The organism is Acinetobacter sp. ANC 5045 (assembly GCF_004331005.1).
In the GTDB taxonomy this organism is placed as follows: Bacteria; Pseudomonadota; Gammaproteobacteria; order Pseudomonadales; family Moraxellaceae; genus Acinetobacter; species Acinetobacter towneri.
On the sequence record NZ_SJNS01000017.1, the window covers coordinates 37919 to 54817 of the forward strand.

Annotated in this window: 19 protein-coding genes, 1 other RNA gene and 1 pseudogene; 10 read left to right on the forward strand and 11 right to left on the reverse strand. The window is 40.6% G+C overall.

Annotated features, from left to right (window positions below):
* Positions 1-63: 63 nt before the first annotated feature.
* The 3 genes from E0H79_RS12140 (at position 64) to ssrS (ending at position 1194) form a co-directional block, all read left to right on the forward strand.
* Positions 64-615: a hypothetical protein gene (locus E0H79_RS12140; protein ID WP_131261749.1), complete on the forward strand. Its 552-nt coding sequence runs from the start codon at positions 64-66 to the stop codon at positions 613-615.
* 1 nt (position 616) lies between these two features.
* Positions 617-901, forward strand: coding sequence for a cell division protein ZapA (locus E0H79_RS12145; RefSeq protein ID WP_004970518.1), 285 nt, complete (start codon positions 617-619; stop codon positions 899-901).
* Positions 902-1011: 110 nt separating this feature from the next.
* Positions 1012-1194: non-coding RNA, 6S RNA (ssrS, locus tag E0H79_RS12150), on the forward strand.
* Between the two features lie 47 nt (positions 1195-1241).
* On the opposite strand, the gene E0H79_RS12155 is transcribed toward ssrS, so the two are convergent.
* The 6 genes from E0H79_RS12155 to E0H79_RS12180 form a co-directional block, all read right to left on the reverse strand.
* Positions 1242-1643: a helix-turn-helix domain-containing protein gene (locus tag E0H79_RS12155; protein WP_004970519.1), complete on the reverse strand. Its 402-nt coding sequence runs from the start codon at positions 1641-1643 to the stop codon at positions 1242-1244.
* 1 nt (position 1644) lies between these two features.
* Positions 1645-1935 (reverse strand): type II toxin-antitoxin system HigB family toxin, encoded by a 291-nt coding sequence (locus E0H79_RS12160; protein WP_019836372.1) that lies wholly within the window; start codon positions 1933-1935, stop codon positions 1645-1647.
* Positions 1936-2006: 71 nt separating this feature from the next.
* Complete coding sequence (locus tag E0H79_RS12165) at positions 2007-2501, reverse strand: flavin reductase (protein WP_131261750.1); 495 nt, start codon at positions 2499-2501, stop codon at positions 2007-2009.
* A gap of 107 nt (positions 2502-2608) precedes the next feature.
* Complete coding sequence (locus E0H79_RS12170; RefSeq protein WP_131261751.1) at positions 2609-3637, reverse strand: methionine synthase; 1029 nt, start codon at positions 3635-3637, stop codon at positions 2609-2611.
* A gap of 26 nt (positions 3638-3663) precedes the next feature.
* Positions 3664-4665 (reverse strand): putative oxygenase MesX, encoded by a 1002-nt coding sequence (locus E0H79_RS12175; RefSeq protein WP_131261752.1) that lies wholly within the window; start codon positions 4663-4665, stop codon positions 3664-3666.
* Positions 4666-5168: 503 nt separating this feature from the next.
* Positions 5169-5363 (reverse strand): heavy-metal-associated domain-containing protein, encoded by a 195-nt coding sequence (locus E0H79_RS12180; protein ID WP_004970528.1) that lies wholly within the window; start codon positions 5361-5363, stop codon positions 5169-5171.
* Positions 5364-5522: 159 nt separating this feature from the next.
* On the opposite strand from E0H79_RS12180, the gene E0H79_RS12185 reads away from it, so the two are divergent.
* The 7 genes and pseudogenes from E0H79_RS12185 (at position 5523) to E0H79_RS12215 (ending at position 13514) form a co-directional block, all read left to right on the forward strand.
* Entirely contained in the window at positions 5523-7994 is a 2472-nt protein-coding gene (locus tag E0H79_RS12185; RefSeq protein WP_131261753.1) for a heavy metal translocating P-type ATPase, read from the forward strand.
* Between the two features lie 57 nt (positions 7995-8051).
* Positions 8052-8444, forward strand: a complete 393-nt coding sequence (gene cueR / locus E0H79_RS12190) for a Cu(I)-responsive transcriptional regulator (RefSeq protein ID WP_131261754.1) — start codon at positions 8052-8054, stop codon at positions 8442-8444.
* 101 nt (positions 8445-8545) lie between these two features.
* Positions 8546-8764 (forward strand): annotated as a pseudogene (locus E0H79_RS12195) (transposase); the annotation flags it as partial.
* Between the two features lie 105 nt (positions 8765-8869).
* Complete coding sequence (locus tag E0H79_RS12200) at positions 8870-9571, forward strand: VIT1/CCC1 transporter family protein (RefSeq protein WP_131261755.1); 702 nt, start codon at positions 8870-8872, stop codon at positions 9569-9571.
* 241 nt (positions 9572-9812) lie between these two features.
* Positions 9813-11534, forward strand: a complete 1722-nt coding sequence (locus tag E0H79_RS12205; protein WP_131261756.1) for a phosphoethanolamine transferase — start codon at positions 9813-9815, stop codon at positions 11532-11534.
* Complete coding sequence (locus E0H79_RS12210) at positions 11527-12204, forward strand: response regulator transcription factor (protein ID WP_131261757.1); 678 nt, start codon at positions 11527-11529, stop codon at positions 12202-12204. The genes E0H79_RS12205 and E0H79_RS12210 overlap by 8 nt, the downstream gene beginning before the upstream one ends.
* Positions 12204-13514 (forward strand): ATP-binding protein, encoded by a 1311-nt coding sequence (locus E0H79_RS12215; protein ID WP_131261758.1) that lies wholly within the window; start codon positions 12204-12206, stop codon positions 13512-13514. Before E0H79_RS12210 ends, E0H79_RS12215 begins: the two co-directional genes overlap by 1 nt.
* Here E0H79_RS12215 and E0H79_RS12220 read toward each other — a convergent pair.
* The 5 genes from E0H79_RS12220 to E0H79_RS12240 all read right to left on the reverse strand — a co-directional run.
* Positions 13495-14208 carry a phosphatase PAP2 family protein gene (locus E0H79_RS12220; RefSeq protein WP_131261759.1) on the reverse strand — a complete coding sequence of 238 codons (714 nt, stop codon included), beginning with the start codon at positions 14206-14208 and terminating at the stop codon, positions 13495-13497. The two genes, E0H79_RS12215 and E0H79_RS12220, sit on opposite strands and share 20 nt — an antisense overlap.
* Positions 14209-14266: 58 nt before the next feature.
* On the reverse strand, positions 14267-14644 hold the full coding sequence (locus tag E0H79_RS12225; protein WP_131261760.1) for a diacylglycerol kinase: 378 nt from the start codon (positions 14642-14644) through the stop codon (positions 14267-14269).
* 172 nt (positions 14645-14816) lie between these two features.
* Positions 14817-15947: a DUF389 domain-containing protein gene (locus E0H79_RS12230; RefSeq protein ID WP_131261761.1), complete on the reverse strand. Its 1131-nt coding sequence runs from the start codon at positions 15945-15947 to the stop codon at positions 14817-14819.
* Between the two features lie 42 nt (positions 15948-15989).
* The gene (locus tag E0H79_RS12235) at positions 15990-16607 is read right to left on the reverse strand and encodes a GGDEF domain-containing protein (protein WP_228258791.1); all 618 of its coding nucleotides are present in this window, start codon (positions 16605-16607) and stop codon (positions 15990-15992) included.
* A 120-nt stretch (positions 16608-16727) separates the two neighbouring features.
* Positions 16728-16899, reverse strand: a 172-nt coding sequence (locus tag E0H79_RS12240) for a transposase (RefSeq protein WP_171458230.1), incomplete at its 5' end; no start/stop codon positions are given.

Sequence of the window (16899 nt, forward strand, 5' to 3'; positions counted from 1 at the left end):
CGTTTATCCAATCTCTATACTTCGTATATATTACCTTTGTTTGCAATACTGTGCGACCACGATATGTTAGAAGAATTACAGCGTCTACAAGCGCATATTGGTGTTTTAAAAACACGAATTGATCATTATGAAAGTGAAAATACCGCCCTCAGCACAGCCAAGCAAACTGCTGAGGAACAGCATCATGCACAAATTGTGCAAAGAAACAGCATTATTACTGCCAAGCAAGATGAAATTGAGAATCTGACTGAGCAATTAAGCAGCACTCAGGCGCAATTTCAGCAGTTAAACCAAGATGCGACAGCACTGGCAGACCGTTACAGTCGTTTGGAAAAAAGCTGTACTGATTTGAAAAACCGCTTTCAGGAAATTTTGGCTGAGCGCAATGAATTACGCATTCTGAAAGAAAAAATGCTGAATGATCAGCGTTTAAATCAGCACGAAATCCAGACACTCAAACAAGAACGTGAAAGATTGTTACAAAAAAATGAGCATGCCAAAGCCAAAGTGGAAGCCATTATTCAGCGTCTTGCAATTTTAGGTACAGCTCAAGATCATCATGCGCAAGAAATTCAACAACTTGCCCACCCTGCTGAAGTGAGCGAGGAAGGTTAATATGTCAGTTCAAATTCCAATTGATTTACGTGTTTTAGGGCATAGTTTCCGTTTAGCCACAACTGAAGAAAAAAGAGAAGATTTAGAGCGTGCGGCACAATTATTGAACGAACGCTATGATGAGTTTCGTCGTAAAGCGCCCAATATGGAACCGAGCAAACTGATTATTGTGGTGGCTTTAGAGTTGATGCAAGAGGTTCTTTCTATGAATAAATCTTTGCAGCATTATGAGCATTGTGAGCGTTTACTCAGCACCATTTTGCAAGAAGTTGAAGCCCTTACTTAAGTGTCGTTTTTTTGACTTAAGTTTGCATAAAGGCTATGCAAACAAGCTCTATCTTTACAGTTAATTCGTGAACATGAGTTGCCAAGCAACTGAGATGGGTTATACTAATTCTAACTCTGAGGTGTTCGCCAGCGAGTCTATATCCCTGCCGATACTTAAATCTTAGGATTGTGTTCTGCATATTTAGAGCGTATGCCCATCTCGTATGGGAAACCCAGCAAGTATGCGTCGCGTCCGCCTTGAACTTTTTCGGGTTCAGGGTAACGACATGCAGCGGCATCTTCGGAGCTATTTATTTTTAAATATCTAAAAATAAAATGTCTAAAAAATATAAAATCGTTTAGAAAAATGTATCAGCAGAAACCTTAAACCGCTCAGACAGCGCTTTAATATGACGAATATTCAACTGGCGTTTGCCGCTTAAAATCTCCGAAATCACAGATTGAGTTGCAACCTCTGCCAAGTCAGATTGACCTAATCCATGTTGCGCCATCAAAAAAGCTAAAGCAGCACGACCATCTCCATGAGGAATAGGCAGGTGTTCATTTTCATAAACAGAAACCAAGTCACCGAGTTGATGAATCAGTCCCATTAAAGGATGCGTTTCATCATCACCAACAATATCTAAAAGCTCATCTAAAGCCTCGACAAGTGCATGAAAATCTTTTTCATTTTCTGGTTTACTCAGCAAAGGAGCAACGTAGTGCCAGTGATCTACAGCCTGTTTAATCATTGCGTTCATACTAATCCTCCTTCCAATGACCTTTGTCATATTCTTTATGGGATAACACATGACGAATATACACACGCTTTGCCTGATACATCACAACAGCAATAAGTCGAATCTTATTCCCACCAATATCGAATACATGAAACTTTCCAACTTTATCAACTGCTGGAAATAACTGCTTCATTTCGGCAAAGTCTTTCGGATCATTTGCCTTAATAATTCGATACCAACCATCGAGTGCTGTTTCAGCCTGTGGCCACTTGTGCATTGCCTCTATAATTCTAGCGTGGGTGATCACATGCATAATATTTTATCGCATTTTGCTATAAATCAAGTATAAACTGATTATCGCATATTGCAATATTTTATAGCGAATTAAACAAACTCAGTTTCACCAACTTGATGATAGTGACGATTAAAATAAACCAACGCCTGATCTTGTTGATTTTTTTGAATGGCAACTATTGGGCAAATAAAAATAGTATGCGTCCCCACTTCTTGAATTTGCAAAATTTCACAATCAAAGCTCACTAATGCATTTTTTAATATAGGAGCACCCGTTTCTAAAGCAGCCCATTCCGCCAGCTTAAAACGCTCATCTGAGCTTAATTTTGATGAGGCAAACGCATTGGAAAGATGTTCTTGTTCTGCATTCAGCACATTCACACACAGCACTTTATTTTCTAAAAAACTGAGATGAGAACGCGATGATTTGTTCATGCACACCAACAATGTCGGTGGTGAATCGGTCACGCTACATACCGCAGATGCAGTAAAACCATGACGTCCCGCATCTCCCGCCGTCGTCACCACATTAACCGCACTTGATAAGTAAGACATTGCATTTTTAAAGTCTGTCGCTTTAACCATCACCGTATTCCAACACTCAACTTTTATCAAAAGTTTAAAGGATGCTTTTTGCCTAAAAAAGCACCCCTGATTCACTTAACTTGAATTCACTTTGCCTGATCAAACGTTTAATTAGACAATTCTTGACGAATAATCTTCGCACCAGCGGCCAAAGCCTGTAACTTGCCTCGTGCAACCTCTCGACTCAACGGCGCCATACCGCAATTAGTCGATGGATAAAGCTTATCAGCATCTACAAACTGCAATGCTTTACGCAATGTGTCTGCGACTTCATCGGCTGTCTCAATCGTATTTGTTGCAACATCAATCGCCCCCACCATCACCTTTTTACCGCGGATAAGCTCAAGCAAATCCATCGGAACACGTGAGTTGTGACATTCGAGTGAGATAATATCCAAATTTGACTGCTGTAATTTTGGGAAAACCGCTTCGTATTGACGCCATTCTGAGCCGAGTGTTTTTTTCCAATCAGTATTGGCTTTAATGCCATAGCCATAGCAAATATGCACGGCCGTTTCACATTTCAAACCTTCTAAAGCACGCTCTAATGTTGCCACGCCCCAGTCATTCACTTCATCAAAAAACACGTTAAACGCAGGTTCATCAAACTGAATGATGTCTACTCCTGCAGCTTCAAGTTCACGTGCTTCCTGATTCAGGATTTTGGCAAATTCCCACGCCAACTTTTCACGGCTCTTGTAGTGTGCATCGTATAAAGTATCAATCATGGTCATAGGGCCAGGCAGCGCCCATTTAATAGGTTGATCTGTCAGTGAGCGCAAGAATTTGGCATCTTCGACAAATACTGGCTTTTGCCGAGAAACTGCACCCACTACCGAAGGAACACTGGCATCATAACGATCACGAATTTTAACTGTTTCGCGTTTCTCAAAATCGACACCTTCAAGATGTTCAATAAAAGTGGTAACAAAATGCTGGCGGGTTTGCTCCCCATCACTCACAATATCAATCCCTGCTTGTTGTTGTTCATGCAGTGATAGACGTAACGCATCTTGTTTTGCGTCCAGTAATTCTTGCCCTGTTAATTTCCAAGCTGACCAAAGCTTTTCAGGTTCTGCCAGCCACGAAGGTTTAGGTAAACTGCCAGCCGTTGATGTCGGTAATAAAATAGTCATTTTAAATCTTCTATCTGTATTTTAAGTTAAGCAACGCGTTCTTGATTAGTAGCATGCGGCGGCACGAAATTAGCAGCCCATTGTTCAAGAATGTCTTGATAAGGCTTGATAAAGTTTTCTTCAGTCCATTTACCCTGCTTCACTGCCAACTGAGCACGCTCAACTCGGTCATATACAACTTGGGTCAATGAATAATCCTGATAATTCAAACTTGGCTGATAGACCTCGCCTGCAGGTGAGTTGGTGTTATAAATTTCAGGACGGTAAATTTTCTGGAAGCTTTCCATGGTGCTGATGGCACTGATCAGCTCAAAATCTGTGTAATCGCGCAGTAAATCACCAGAAAAATAGAACGCAAGCGGTGCATTACTATTTTCAGGTTTGAAGTAACGCACGGTTAAACCCATTTTTTCAAAGTAGTCATCGGTACGTGAATATTCATCGTTTTTATATTCTGTACCTAAGACAGGATGTACATTGGTTGTGCGGTAATAAGTTTTCGTGGTTGATACGCTCAGGCAAATCACTGGTTGTTTTTGAAACTCAGTTTGAAACACTGCTGAACCGACCAAATGCTGATAAAGCTTCCCGTGCAAATCGCCAAAACTTTCAGGCTTTTCATTCACTTTGCAGCCGAATGCAGGCAATACCACACTAAAGTCATAATCGCGGACATAAGAAGAAAAACTGTTACCAATCATGCCTTCAATGCGTTCATTTGTTTGATGATCTGTGATCGTGCTTTTTAGCATTTCAATGAATGGGAAAGTTTTGCCATTTCCTTCAATATCAATTTCTGCAGAAATGATGTCAATATCAAGAGAATAACGATCACCTTTCGGGTTATCGCAAGATGCGAGCGAATTAAAACGATTATTGATCATCGCTAAGGTTCTGCGTAAATTTTCCTGACGGCTTTCACCACGCGCTAAATTTGCAAAGTTGGTAGTTAAACGCGTGCTGTTAGCAGGTTCATAGTTTTCGTCAAAACGAATGCGTTTAATTGAACAGGTGAATGGCTTTGTCATGATGATCTACTACCCAAATTTAAAAATTTAAAATTTCTGAATGAGGGTATTTATACTGCAATGACAAAGTGAATAAAAATGATTTAACCTCAGTCCAAAGTGAATTTTATTCACCTTAGTTTAGATCATGCTGCAAAACATCTAAAAATAATGATTTTTTACTATAAATAAAATTTAAAAATTAAGACAAATACATTAATAACAATAAGTTAAAGCCAAAAAAAATTTTTATAATGATAAGAATTGAATAGTAGATTTTAGATGACAGTATATCTCCCATTCAGCAAGTTTCAGCCCTGAATGAATGAAACTCAGCTTGAAGTTAAAAAATCTCAGCTTTTGATTGGTATGGTTGAGCATCTTCGTGATCAAAATGTATGCATTGGATCATATCAAAAAAACAACAAGCAAAAATTAGCATGCAAAAAAATAGGTCAATTCGTCAGTTGACCAATTGACCTTACAATAAGCTCAGACATTGGAGCTTCTTAGATGATGCAGTTTTATTGAACTTGTGCAGGAAAATCATCTTCTGCCAATGCAGCCGTAATTTGATCTACAGTTGCAGTGCTTTCCACAGTCACAATTTTAGTTGCTAAATCGACTTCAACTTTTGCAGCAGGATCAACATCTTGAATCGTTGCAGTGACGCCACGTGCACAACCGCCACAAGTCATATTTTCAATCAATAATTTCATTATGAACTCCACACTTCTGCCTTTATTGAACTGTAGTTTAAAGCTTACCATGCTGGCAAGGTCAAGCTTATTGTGAGCAAGAATTTACTTGACCTTACCATCATGTCAATCTATATGCTAAGCACATCCCCCCAAATGATCGAGATGATTGAGATGACCATGGACGCAAAACACCAAAATGCCTCTCTCTATCAGGAAACCTTGTCTATAGAAGGTATGACCTGTGCCTCATGTGTCGGGCGGGTCGAAAAAGCCTTAAAAAAAATTGATGGTGTAGAAAAAGCTGAAGTTAATCTTGCAACTGAAAAAGCACTGATTCACGCATCGCAACCTTTAGACCGTGCGCTGCTCATTAAGGCGGTGCAACGTGCAGGTTTTGATGTGCCAGCCATTCAACCAATCGAACTGTCTATTGATGGCATGACCTGTGCTTCGTGTGTGGCGCGTGTCGAAAAAGCCTTAAAGAAAGTGCCTGGTATAGAACAAGCCAATGTCAATTTGGCGACTGAACGCGCATGGATTCAGCCGAATGCCACTGTTTCTAGCCAAGACCTAATTCAAGCGATTCAAAAAGCAGGTTATGACGCCAAACTGCTGCAACATAACGCTAATGAACAACACGATAAAAAGAATCTAGAACAGCAACAACTGAAACGTGATTTAGTGATTTCACTCATTTTAGCCTTGCCTGTATTTATTCTAGAAATGGGATCACACATGATTCCCGCCTTTCACATGTGGGTAATGCACAATATTGGACAACAACAAAGCTGGTGGATTCAATTTGCTTTAACCACATTGGTACTGCTTTTACCTGGACGTCGTTTTTATCAAAAAGGGATTCCTGCGCTGTTACGTTTTGCGCCTGATATGAACTCTTTGGTGGCTGTGGGAACTTTGGCTGCATACAGTTTTTCATTGGTGGCAACATTTATGCCACAGCTTTTACCCGAAGGCACAGTTCATGTTTATTATGAAGCTGCAGCAGTGATTGTCAGTTTGATTTTGCTAGGTCGTTATTTTGAAGCCAAAGCCAAAGGTCGCACTTCACAAGCCATTCAGCATTTAATTGGCATGCAAGCCAAAACTGCCCGTATTCATCGGGATGGTCAAATTATTGAAGTACCTGTGGCAGAAGTGAGCTCCAATACCATTGTTGAAATCCGTCCGGGTGAGCGCATTCCTGTAGATGGTGAGGTAGTCGAAGGTCATAGTTATATAGATGAGTCGATGATTACGGGTGAACCTGTTCCTGTAGCCAAACAAGCAGGCGATCAAGTTGTAGGTGGCACCATCAACCAAAATGGCACACTGAATATTCGTGCTACTGCCATTGGTGAGGCTTCGGTGTTGGCGCAAATTATTCGCATGGTCGAGCAGGCGCAAGGTTCTAAATTGCCCATTCAAGCCTTGGTGGATCAAGTAACCATGTGGTTTGTACCTGCCGTGATGTTATTGGCTGCCCTGACTTTTATGGTCTGGTTTATTTTTGGCCCAGACCCTGCCCTCACTTTTGGTTTGGTCAATGCCGTCGCAGTTCTGATTATTGCCTGCCCATGTGCAATGGGTTTAGCCACACCCACTTCGATTATGGTGGGAACAGGTCGTGGCGCAGAAATGGGCGTGCTGTTTCGTAAAGGCGAGGCTTTGCAGCTTTTGCAAGAGGTCAAAGTGGTCGCGGTGGATAAAACAGGAACACTCACCGAAGGCAAACCGACATTGACCGATTTTCATGTCCAATCGGGTTTTGATGCAGATCAAGTCTTTGCACTTTTAGCATCGGTAGAAGCGAAGTCTGAGCATCCTATTGCATTGGCGATTGTGCAAGCTGCAACAGAAAAGCAAGTTAGTTTACTGCCTGTGACCGAGTTTGACAGCATCACAGGTTCAGGCATTGAAGCACAAGTAGCTGGTCAGCATATTCAGATTGGTGCAGATCGTTATATGCAGCAAATTGGGCTAGATGTTAGCGCTTTTGATGCAGAAGCTGCGCGTTTAGGACAAGAAGGCAAAACGCCAATTTATATGGCGATTGATCAACAACTGGCAGCCATTGTAGCCGTTGCAGACCCGATTAAAGATACGACTTTTGCTGCAATCGCAGCCTTGCATCAACTGGGCTTAAAAGTGGCGATGATTACGGGTGATAACCGACATACGGCTCAGGCGATTGCTGCACGTTTACAGATTGATCATGTGGTGGCTGAGGTTTTACCCGAAGGCAAGGTTGATGTTGTACGTGAATTACAACAGCAATTTGGACGTGTGACTTTTGTGGGCGATGGTATTAATGATGCCCCTGCTTTGGCACAAGCCGATGTTGGGATTGCGATTGGTACAGGCACAGATGTTGCGATTGAAGCAGCCGAAGTGGTGTTGATGTCGGGCAATTTACAAGGTGTACCCAATGCAATTGCATTGAGTAAAGCCACCATCCGCAATATTCGTCAAAATCTATTTTGGGCATTTATTTATAATATTGCCTTGATTCCAATTGCTGCAGGCGTGCTGTATCCCTTTGCAGGTATTTTGCTCTCGCCTATTTTTGCTGCGGGTGCGATGGCGTTATCTTCAGTATTTGTATTGGGGAATGCGCTCCGCTTAAAATATTTCCAAGCCGCACAGGTTTAAATGCAACATACAAAGGGTTTAGAAAATTGTTCTATGCCCTTTTATGAGAGAAGTCACATGAATATTGGTCAAGCCTCTAAGCTATCGGGTATTTCCAGCAAAATGATTCGTTATTATGAGCAAATTGGTTTGTTGGATAGTGCCAAACGCTCTGCTTCGGGTTATCGGATTTATTCTGAGCAAGATTTAAAAACCTTGTCTTTTATTAAGCATGCGCGGGATTTGGGTTTTTCTTCTGAGCAAATGAAAGAATTGCTAGGTTTATGGAAAAATGCTGACCGACAAAGTGCAGAGGTGAAGCAGCTCACGCTTAAACATATTGAAACCTTAAATCAAAAGATTGCACAATTACAGGAAATGGCGAATTGGCTACAAAGTTCTGCAGATCATTGCTCTGGTGATGAGCAAGCCGATTGTGTGATTTTGAAGAATATTGAATTGGGCAAGTGAGAATTCAACTCAACATTTAATTTTAAATGGCTTTGGTGCACAAACTATCTCTAAGGCTTATTCCACAATATAATTTCCAAACGAATAAGCCTAAACGTTAAATTTATCCGATAACCCATTGGTCTTCATATAACCGAGCACTCATTCATCGCGAAAATATTGCCATTTGGTTTGATCCTGCTGGGCAATGCTATGCTCCATCAAAAGGCAAACAAGGGTTAAACTAAACCTACTCCAAAGCAGCCTTCCAATGCTGCTTAATGATGAAATCCTTATTCAATCTTTCTTTACCTATGGTCATTGGCTTTGTACAAAACATCTTTTTTGTGAAATAAAGCACCTATTTAACCGATAATTTTTTTAGAATGATTTATGCTATATCACACATCAATAAATGAAAATTGAATAACAAGAGAATTTGATCTATGCCTCATTCTTACCACCTCGAAAAACATTATATTTCACGATCTGGATGGTTACGTGCTGCAGTTTTAGGGGCAAACGATGGAATCATCTCTGTGACGAGTTTGGTCGTTGGGATGGCAGCTAGTGGTGCATCTTCACAAACATTGTTGATTACCTGTATTGCGGGTTTAATTTCGGGCGCTGCTTCTATGGCAGCGGGTGAATATATTTCAGTGAAATCTCAACAAGACATTGAAAAAAATGACCTTGCGATGGAAGCACGTGAATTAAAACTCAACCCAGAGCATGAGCTAAAAGAGCTTACCAATATTTATATGATTCGCGGTTTAGATGCCAAATTGGCAGAACAAGTGGCCATACAATTGACTGCTCACAATGCTTTAGATGCCCATGCCCGTGATGAAATTGGTATTTTAGAACACACCTCAGCGCGACCCTTTACCGCAGCATTTTCTTCGGCATTGGCATTTACCATAGGTTCATTATTCCCGTTGGTGTCTATTTTACTCTTACCTGAGCATCTGTTAGATAAAGGTGTGATGTTGGTCGGTGTAATCAGCCTAGGCATTATGGGCGCGCTTGCCAGCTATGTCGGTGGTGCTAGTATGTGGAAAGGCGCATTGCGCGTCATGATTTGGGGTATTGTCGCCATGGTATTTAGTGCGTGGATTGGTTCAATGTTCCATGTTGCAGTGGCTTAAAACCTAGAAAATTCAGTATAAATCTCTGCCCTGTCTTTGAATAAAAATATATTCAGAGATAGGGGGGAAATTCAGAAATAAAGTGAATAAACAAGTTACTTATGAAAAGTTTACTTCTCTAAAATTTCTATCTTCAAAGTTACTAAAATAAAACTACGACAGATTCAGCCCACAATTTTAAGTCAGTTTTAAGTTTCAAATTTTAGGCTAAAGCATCTTAAAGTCTTTTGAATCATTGACGATGTCTAAGCAGCCCCACTCACCACTTGCTCCGTCTTTCTTAGACCGACTGCGCGTTTGGCAAAAACCGATTTCTTTATTCTATTTCAATCTAATGCTTGCCCTATGGTTAGGCTTGGTATTGAACTATGGATTTTATGAGAAAATTCAACAATTCACACCTTATCAAGGAATTAAAGCCACTGGCCTATTGATCGCAACTATGATCGTGATTGTGTCAGCATATCATCTGTTGCTGCAATGGCTGAACTGGCGTTGGAATGCCAAAATATTAGCAAGTATTTTGATTGTAGTTGGTGGATTCAGCGCTTATTTTGTTAATAGTTTGGGCGTAGTGATTACCGCAGACCAAATTCAAAATATGCTGCAAACCGATGTACGTGAAGTACGTGATCTTTGGTCTGTACGTTTGGTGGTTTGGAGTGTGCTGTTTGTGCTACTGCCATTGGTTTTAGTGTGGTCTGTTAAAATTCAGCCGACTCATTTTGCTCGACAATTACTGCAAAAGACCTTCGGTAGTGTAGTTTCGATTGTGCTGATTTTGGGTTTATTGTTCTGTTTTTATGTGGATTATGCTGCAATCTTCCGTGAACATCGTGATTTAAAAGGCATGCTTTCTCCACAAAATGCGATTGCCTCTAGTCTATCGTATTATAAAAAGAAAGCACCCAAACAGAATTTGCCGCTGCTGCGCTATGGTGAAGATGCACATTTAATTCAACGTGCGCAAACAGGCACAGCACCCAAAATTATGCTGTTGGTGGTTGGTGAAACTGCACGTGCCGAAAGCTTCTCGCTGAATGGCTACGCAAAAAATACCAACCCTGAACTCTCTAAGCTGCCTGTAATTAATTTCACTCAAGTCAACTCTTGTGGTACTGCTACGGCTGTTTCTGTGCCGTGCATGTTCTCCGGAATGCCACGCCAAAATTATGATGAACAACTAGCAAGTCACCGTGAAGGTTTACTGGATATTGCCCAGCGTGCAGGTTATCAAGTCACTTGGATTGATAACAATTCAGGCTGTAAAGGTGCCTGTGATCGGGTGCAGCAATATCAAATTCCTGCAGCGCTAAAACAAAAGTGGTGTGATGCCAGCGGTGAGTGTTTAGATCAAATTTTAGTAGACAGTTTACAGGCTTATCTTGCTCAACTTGACCCGAAAGACACGCGCTCACATTTAATTGTATTGCACCAAATGGGCAGTCATGGACCTGCTTATTTCAAACGCTCAACCCCAGCTTATCAACCTTTCCAACCCACGTGTAACAGCAATGCGATTCAGGGTTGCACTGCCGATGCCTTACGCAATACCTATGACAACTCGATTGTCTATACCGACCATGTTTTAAGTCAATTGATTCAAACTTTAGCGCAACAAAAGCACTATCAAACCGGTTTTTGGTATTTGTCTGACCATGGTGAATCGACAGGTGAACATGGTTTATATTTGCACGGTGCACCATATTCTATGGCGCCTACTCAACAAACCCATGTACCTATGCTGATGTGGTTTTCAGAAACCTGGCAACAACAAAATTCTGCGCAAGTGAATTGCTTAAAAGCGCAACGTCAAGCAACATTGAGTCAGGATAATCTTTTCCCAAGTTTATTGAGCTTGCTGGATGTAAACAGCAAAGTAATTGACCCGAAAAATGATATGCTGAATCAATGTCATACTCCATATATCACCCAACCGCAGCACGAGTCATCACATGCCTAAAATATTAATCATCGAAGATGATTTTATGATTGCCGAATCGACCCAGACCTTGCTCAAGCTACAGCAATTTGATGTTACTTGGGTGAATAACGGGATAGATGGCTTAAAGCAATTACAGCAACATGATATCCAGTTGGTGTTGCTGGACTTAGGCTTACCCATGATGGACGGCATACAGGTATTAAAAAATATTCGCCAGTTACATCCACAATTGCCCGTGCTGATTATTTCTGCGCGTGATCAATTGCAACAACGGGTTGATGGTTTGAATCAGGGCGCAGATGATTATCTAATTAAGCCCTATGAGTTTGATGAATTACTGGCGCGAATTTATGCCCTACTCAGACGCAGCGGTACACAAAATCCTGTGAATAATACTGTGCATATTTTAAGTTATGGCGATTTAGTCTTAGATACCGAACAACATTTAGCAAAATTCAAAGGTGAATATATTGAACTGTCGAATCGTGAATGGGCAATTTTAATGGCTTTGCTCAGCCACCCTAATAAAATTTTCTCTAAAAGTAATTTAGAAGATAAATTATATGATTTTGACAGTGAAGTCAGCAGCAACACCATTGAAGTCTATATTCACCATTTACGCGCCAAACTTGGCAAGGACTTTATTCGTACCATTCGTGGTTTGGGCTACCGTTTAGGGCAAATTTAATGCAATCCTACTCTTTGCAAAAACGTCTGATTGTTTATGTTTCTATCTTTAGTGTCATGTTGGGCTGCGTTTTGGTATTTGCAGCCTATCGAATTGCCCTAGAAGAAATCAATGAAATTTTAGATGCACAAATGCAAAGTTTGGCGGAACGCATTGCAGCAAACCATCCAGAACCTACACAAAGCCAAATCAATTTAAATCAGAGATATAGTGAAGAAGACTTATTTGTCGATATTTGGTCATATACCGATGCAACACCACAATTACACCCTCAAGGTGTGTTGCTACAACCCGTAGAAAAACCAGGGTTTTATAATCATCAAACTGAATCTGGACTGTGGCATACCTATATTTTGCCGCAGGAAAATCTACAAATTCAAATTAGCCAGCAAAACTCTGTGCGCCAATATTTAGCTTTAGAGTTAGCGGCAAATATGTTTATTCCTTACGCGCTATTTTTACCCTTTGCCCTTTTGGCTTTGGGTTGGCTCATTCGTCATAATTTCCAACCGCTCAATGACTTTAAAAGCGAATTGGCACGTCGTAAAGCGCAGGATCTCAGCCCGATTCACATGTTGGATTATCCTGTCGAGCTTGCACCCACGATTCAGGAAATGAATCAGTTATTTACGCGAATTTCTGCCGCACAGCAGGAACAGCGCCAGTTCGTTGCCGATGCTGCACATGAATTACGTACCCCACTCACTGCACTCAATTTACAAGTACAAATTCTATTGCAGCAATTTCCACATAGTGATGCCCTCAATAATTTAAGCCAAGGGGTTTTACGTTTACAGCATTTGGTCAATCAGTTATTAAGCTTAGCCAAGCAAGATGCCTTAGATAGTCTGATTGAAAGCGATCAAACCCTCTCTTTAAATCAAATGACCATTGCCTGTGTGGAACAGCTCATTCAATTGGCATTGCAAAAAGATATTGATTTAGGTGTCGAACAACGCCAAGAGTTGAATATTCATGGGCAAAGTTCTGCTTTGCATTCCATTATTTATAATTTAATTGATAATGCGATTAAATATACGCCCAAACAAGGCGTGATTAATGTGACTATTTTTCAGCAAGAACAACATGCAATTTTGCAAATTGAAGACAGTGGTGCAGGTATTGACCCCGCACTGTTCAATCAAATTCGACAGCGTTTTTACCGTATTCACAACCATGCAGAAATTGGCAGTGGTTTAGGTTTATCTATTGTAGATAAAGCCACCCAACGCTTAGGTGCAAGTTTAGAGTTTTCTAAAAATGCCAGTTTAGGTGGTTTATGTGTGCAGGTTAAATTTCCGATGCGTTAAAATCGGGTTTTAAGTTAAATTTTGATTGTGGCAATTTATGCGCCAAGAACGCATAAGCGACTACGTTCAAACACCAAGTAATCCAGCCTGTCCAAAGATTATGACTAAAAAAATGTGCCCCGCGCATCATTTGTGCCCAGCCCATCCCCATGCCTAAAATGCAAGCCGCAATGAAGAAAAAATAAGCACGTTTAGGTTGAGCAACCCGATAAACAAAATATCCTACCAATAAAGCAAAACCACTTGAGGCATGCCCACCAGGAAAACAATGCCCTGCCGTTGCACTTAAATCCCACCGAACACCATGCGCTGTGGCTAAACTCATATCCCACGGGCAAGCATGTGCCGACTGTGATTTAAGTATTGCAATCACACTGGTCGAAATCACCACCATCCAAAAGAAATAGCCAAACTCCCAACGACGAGCACGTAATTTTTGAAATCTGAAAGACAGCAACCAAGCCAGTAAATAACTCAGATATACCGCAATGAGGATATATTTGACATACCGATGATTTAATTCAGCCAATGCCCAGTCTTGTCGAAGTGGAAATTCTGCATGAGCATCCATAAAGGGTTGAATGAGGTGTAAATCTAGTCTGCCTGCAACGCTAAAGAAATTGAGCAATATCAGCAAACTCAGAAGGAGTAAAATTGCTTGAAGAAGTAAAAATTTTGAATGCTGATGCCGCATGAGGAATACTCAACTCACTATCTATTTTAAAGTCTGTTTTATGCTTGTTTTTAAGGGATTAAGCAGGAATCAGGCATGCGCCCCAAGTCAATGCGATAATTGCCAAAGCAACAAATTGCGCTGCACTGCCCATATCTTTGGCATTTTTAGACAAGGGATGTTGCTCCATCGAAACACGATCGACCACAGCTTCAATAGCAGAGTTAATCAGTTCGATAATGATGGCGAGTAAACACACCACGATCATGAGCACTTGTTCGACACGACTGACAGGCATGAAAAAACTGATAGGAATCAGCAGTGAATTAATCAGGATGATTTGCCGAAATGCTGCTTCGTTTTGAAAGGCGGCTTTAAAGCCTGCCAAAGAATAACCTGTGGCGTTCAAAATCCGTTGTAAACCAGAAGTGCCTTTGTAAGGAGAGCGTGGAAGCATAGTGAATCTGATTTGAAATAAAACGGATGTTAAATCACTTAGCTTAAAATTGGCTTAACTATAACCTTTTGAGACTATTAAATTAAATCTGTGTAATATGTAACATTATGAGTGCTTATTGAATAATAAGACGCCATCTAAAGTAAGCTATAAATACCATCAATTTCTTCATCTAAGGTTGTACCAACTGCTCGGCTTCAACTTGCTTCATCTCAAAATCAGGACTTTCTTTGGCTTGAATAATTTGCACAGGAATAAAGCGCACTTGAACAACACTGGGTTTTCCGCGTGGATCCTGTGCCAGTTTTTGATTTAATGCAGAAATCTGTTGAGGTTTTGGCGCTATATCTCCACGCAATACTACGCGAATTAGAGTCATCTCTTTACGCCGATCAAACTGCACCGTATCAATTAAATTATTATGCTGATTAAACTGAGTGCTAATCATGCTTTCAGCTTGCTGCTCATAAATCTGCTTTTTCAGCATCAATATAAAATTGAAACTCAAATAAATACTTAAAAGCACTAAAACCACTAAGCTAGCCAAATTTCGTTTTAAAAACTCAAGTACATTACTTTGTACTTCTTCATCCGAACCGCGTCTAAAACCTGCTGCCCACAATACCAAAGAGGAACTAATTTGAATCGCGACAATATTGGTCAGTGCCAACAGTAGCGCGTTTGCTGCATGTTTCCATTCTAGATGCGTAATTAATATGCCACTTGCAACCAAAGGAGGTACTAAAGCGGTCGCAACTGCAACACCAACAACAGCCACAGACAATCGCGGCGAAACGGCTGCAAATGCCCCTGCCGCACCACCCGCAAGTGCAATCATTAAATCCATAATGGTGGGCTGAGTTCTAGACAGAATTTCATGGGTGATGGGCAAGTTAAAATTGATCAGACCTAAAATGATGCCAATACTGACAATCATCGACACACCAAGCAGCAAGGTGCTTAAGGCCGTTTTAAACAGTAACCAACGATTATCAATAAAGGCGAGTGCAATACCTGAAATAGGGCCTAGCATCATCGCAACTAGCATTGCACCAATCACCACTGCGGCTGAATTTGACAGTAAACCGTAGCCCGCAATAATAGCTGCCAAAGCATTCATAATAAAGAAGGTTTTGCTTGGTAAGGCATCCGCTTGAATGTTCAACCGTACTTGTTTATGATCAATTTTTTTAGAATTTTCGCGCTCCGCCTGTTTGTATTTCAGCTTTTCTTTCAAAAGTTCATATTTTTCTTGTTCAGGACTGTCTTCAACCACTATCGTTGGATCTTGATCTTTTTCCAAAGCATACCTCCGTGTCAGCTAAAGAAGAATCTTTCCAAATCCTCATACGGCCGTAGACTTTGTGCAATTACGCCCATCATGTTTAGCTTCATACAATTTATTATCTGCAAGTTTCAGTACATCAGACACATCTTCTGCATCTCGAGGCCAAAAAGCGATGCCAACAGAGATGGTGATTTGACCCATCTGATTAATCGTAGTTTCCTGCATGGTTTTTCTAAGCCGCTCTGCAGCTTTATACACCACATTTGCATCTGCAGTCGTCATTAAAACCAGAAATTCTTCACCGCCACTACGACAGCAAACATCCTGTTCCCTAAAATTAGTTAGCATTATTTGCGCGAGCGTTTTAAGTACCACATCACCTTGATCATGCCCATACTGATCATTAATTTGCTTAAAAAAATCTATATCAATGGCTAATACTGCAAATTCGGTACGAGTCTCTAGCAGTTCATTTAAAAATAATTGCATACCACGACGGTTATATAAACCTGTTAATGGGTCCGTATTGACACGATGTTTTAACTCCGCAATCCGATCACTAAAGGTTTCCGAACTCATTAATAATGAGGTTCTAAACTTTAAAACCTCGAAATACCACGGATCAACTTCTTTAATTTTATTTTCAATGTCCGCATGATTGAGCATACTTGCCATACGTGCCAAGCGGTTCAAAGGTGAAGAAATAAAGCTTGAGATATACCAAATCAATAAAAAAATAAAAAAGTAAAAAATGAAGATTCCAATCGATACTTTAAAAATCAGCGTAAGCTGTCATTAAAAAGTAAACATGTATTCTTTTCCGAATTGGTTTGATACTCTCTCCACCCATTGCTCTATTTTATCAGCTGTCATGACTTGAAAATCTCGCCAATAATATTTCATCTGCTTCCATACCATCTCGATTCGATTTAACTCAGGGCTATAAGCTGGAATAAAATACAAATTC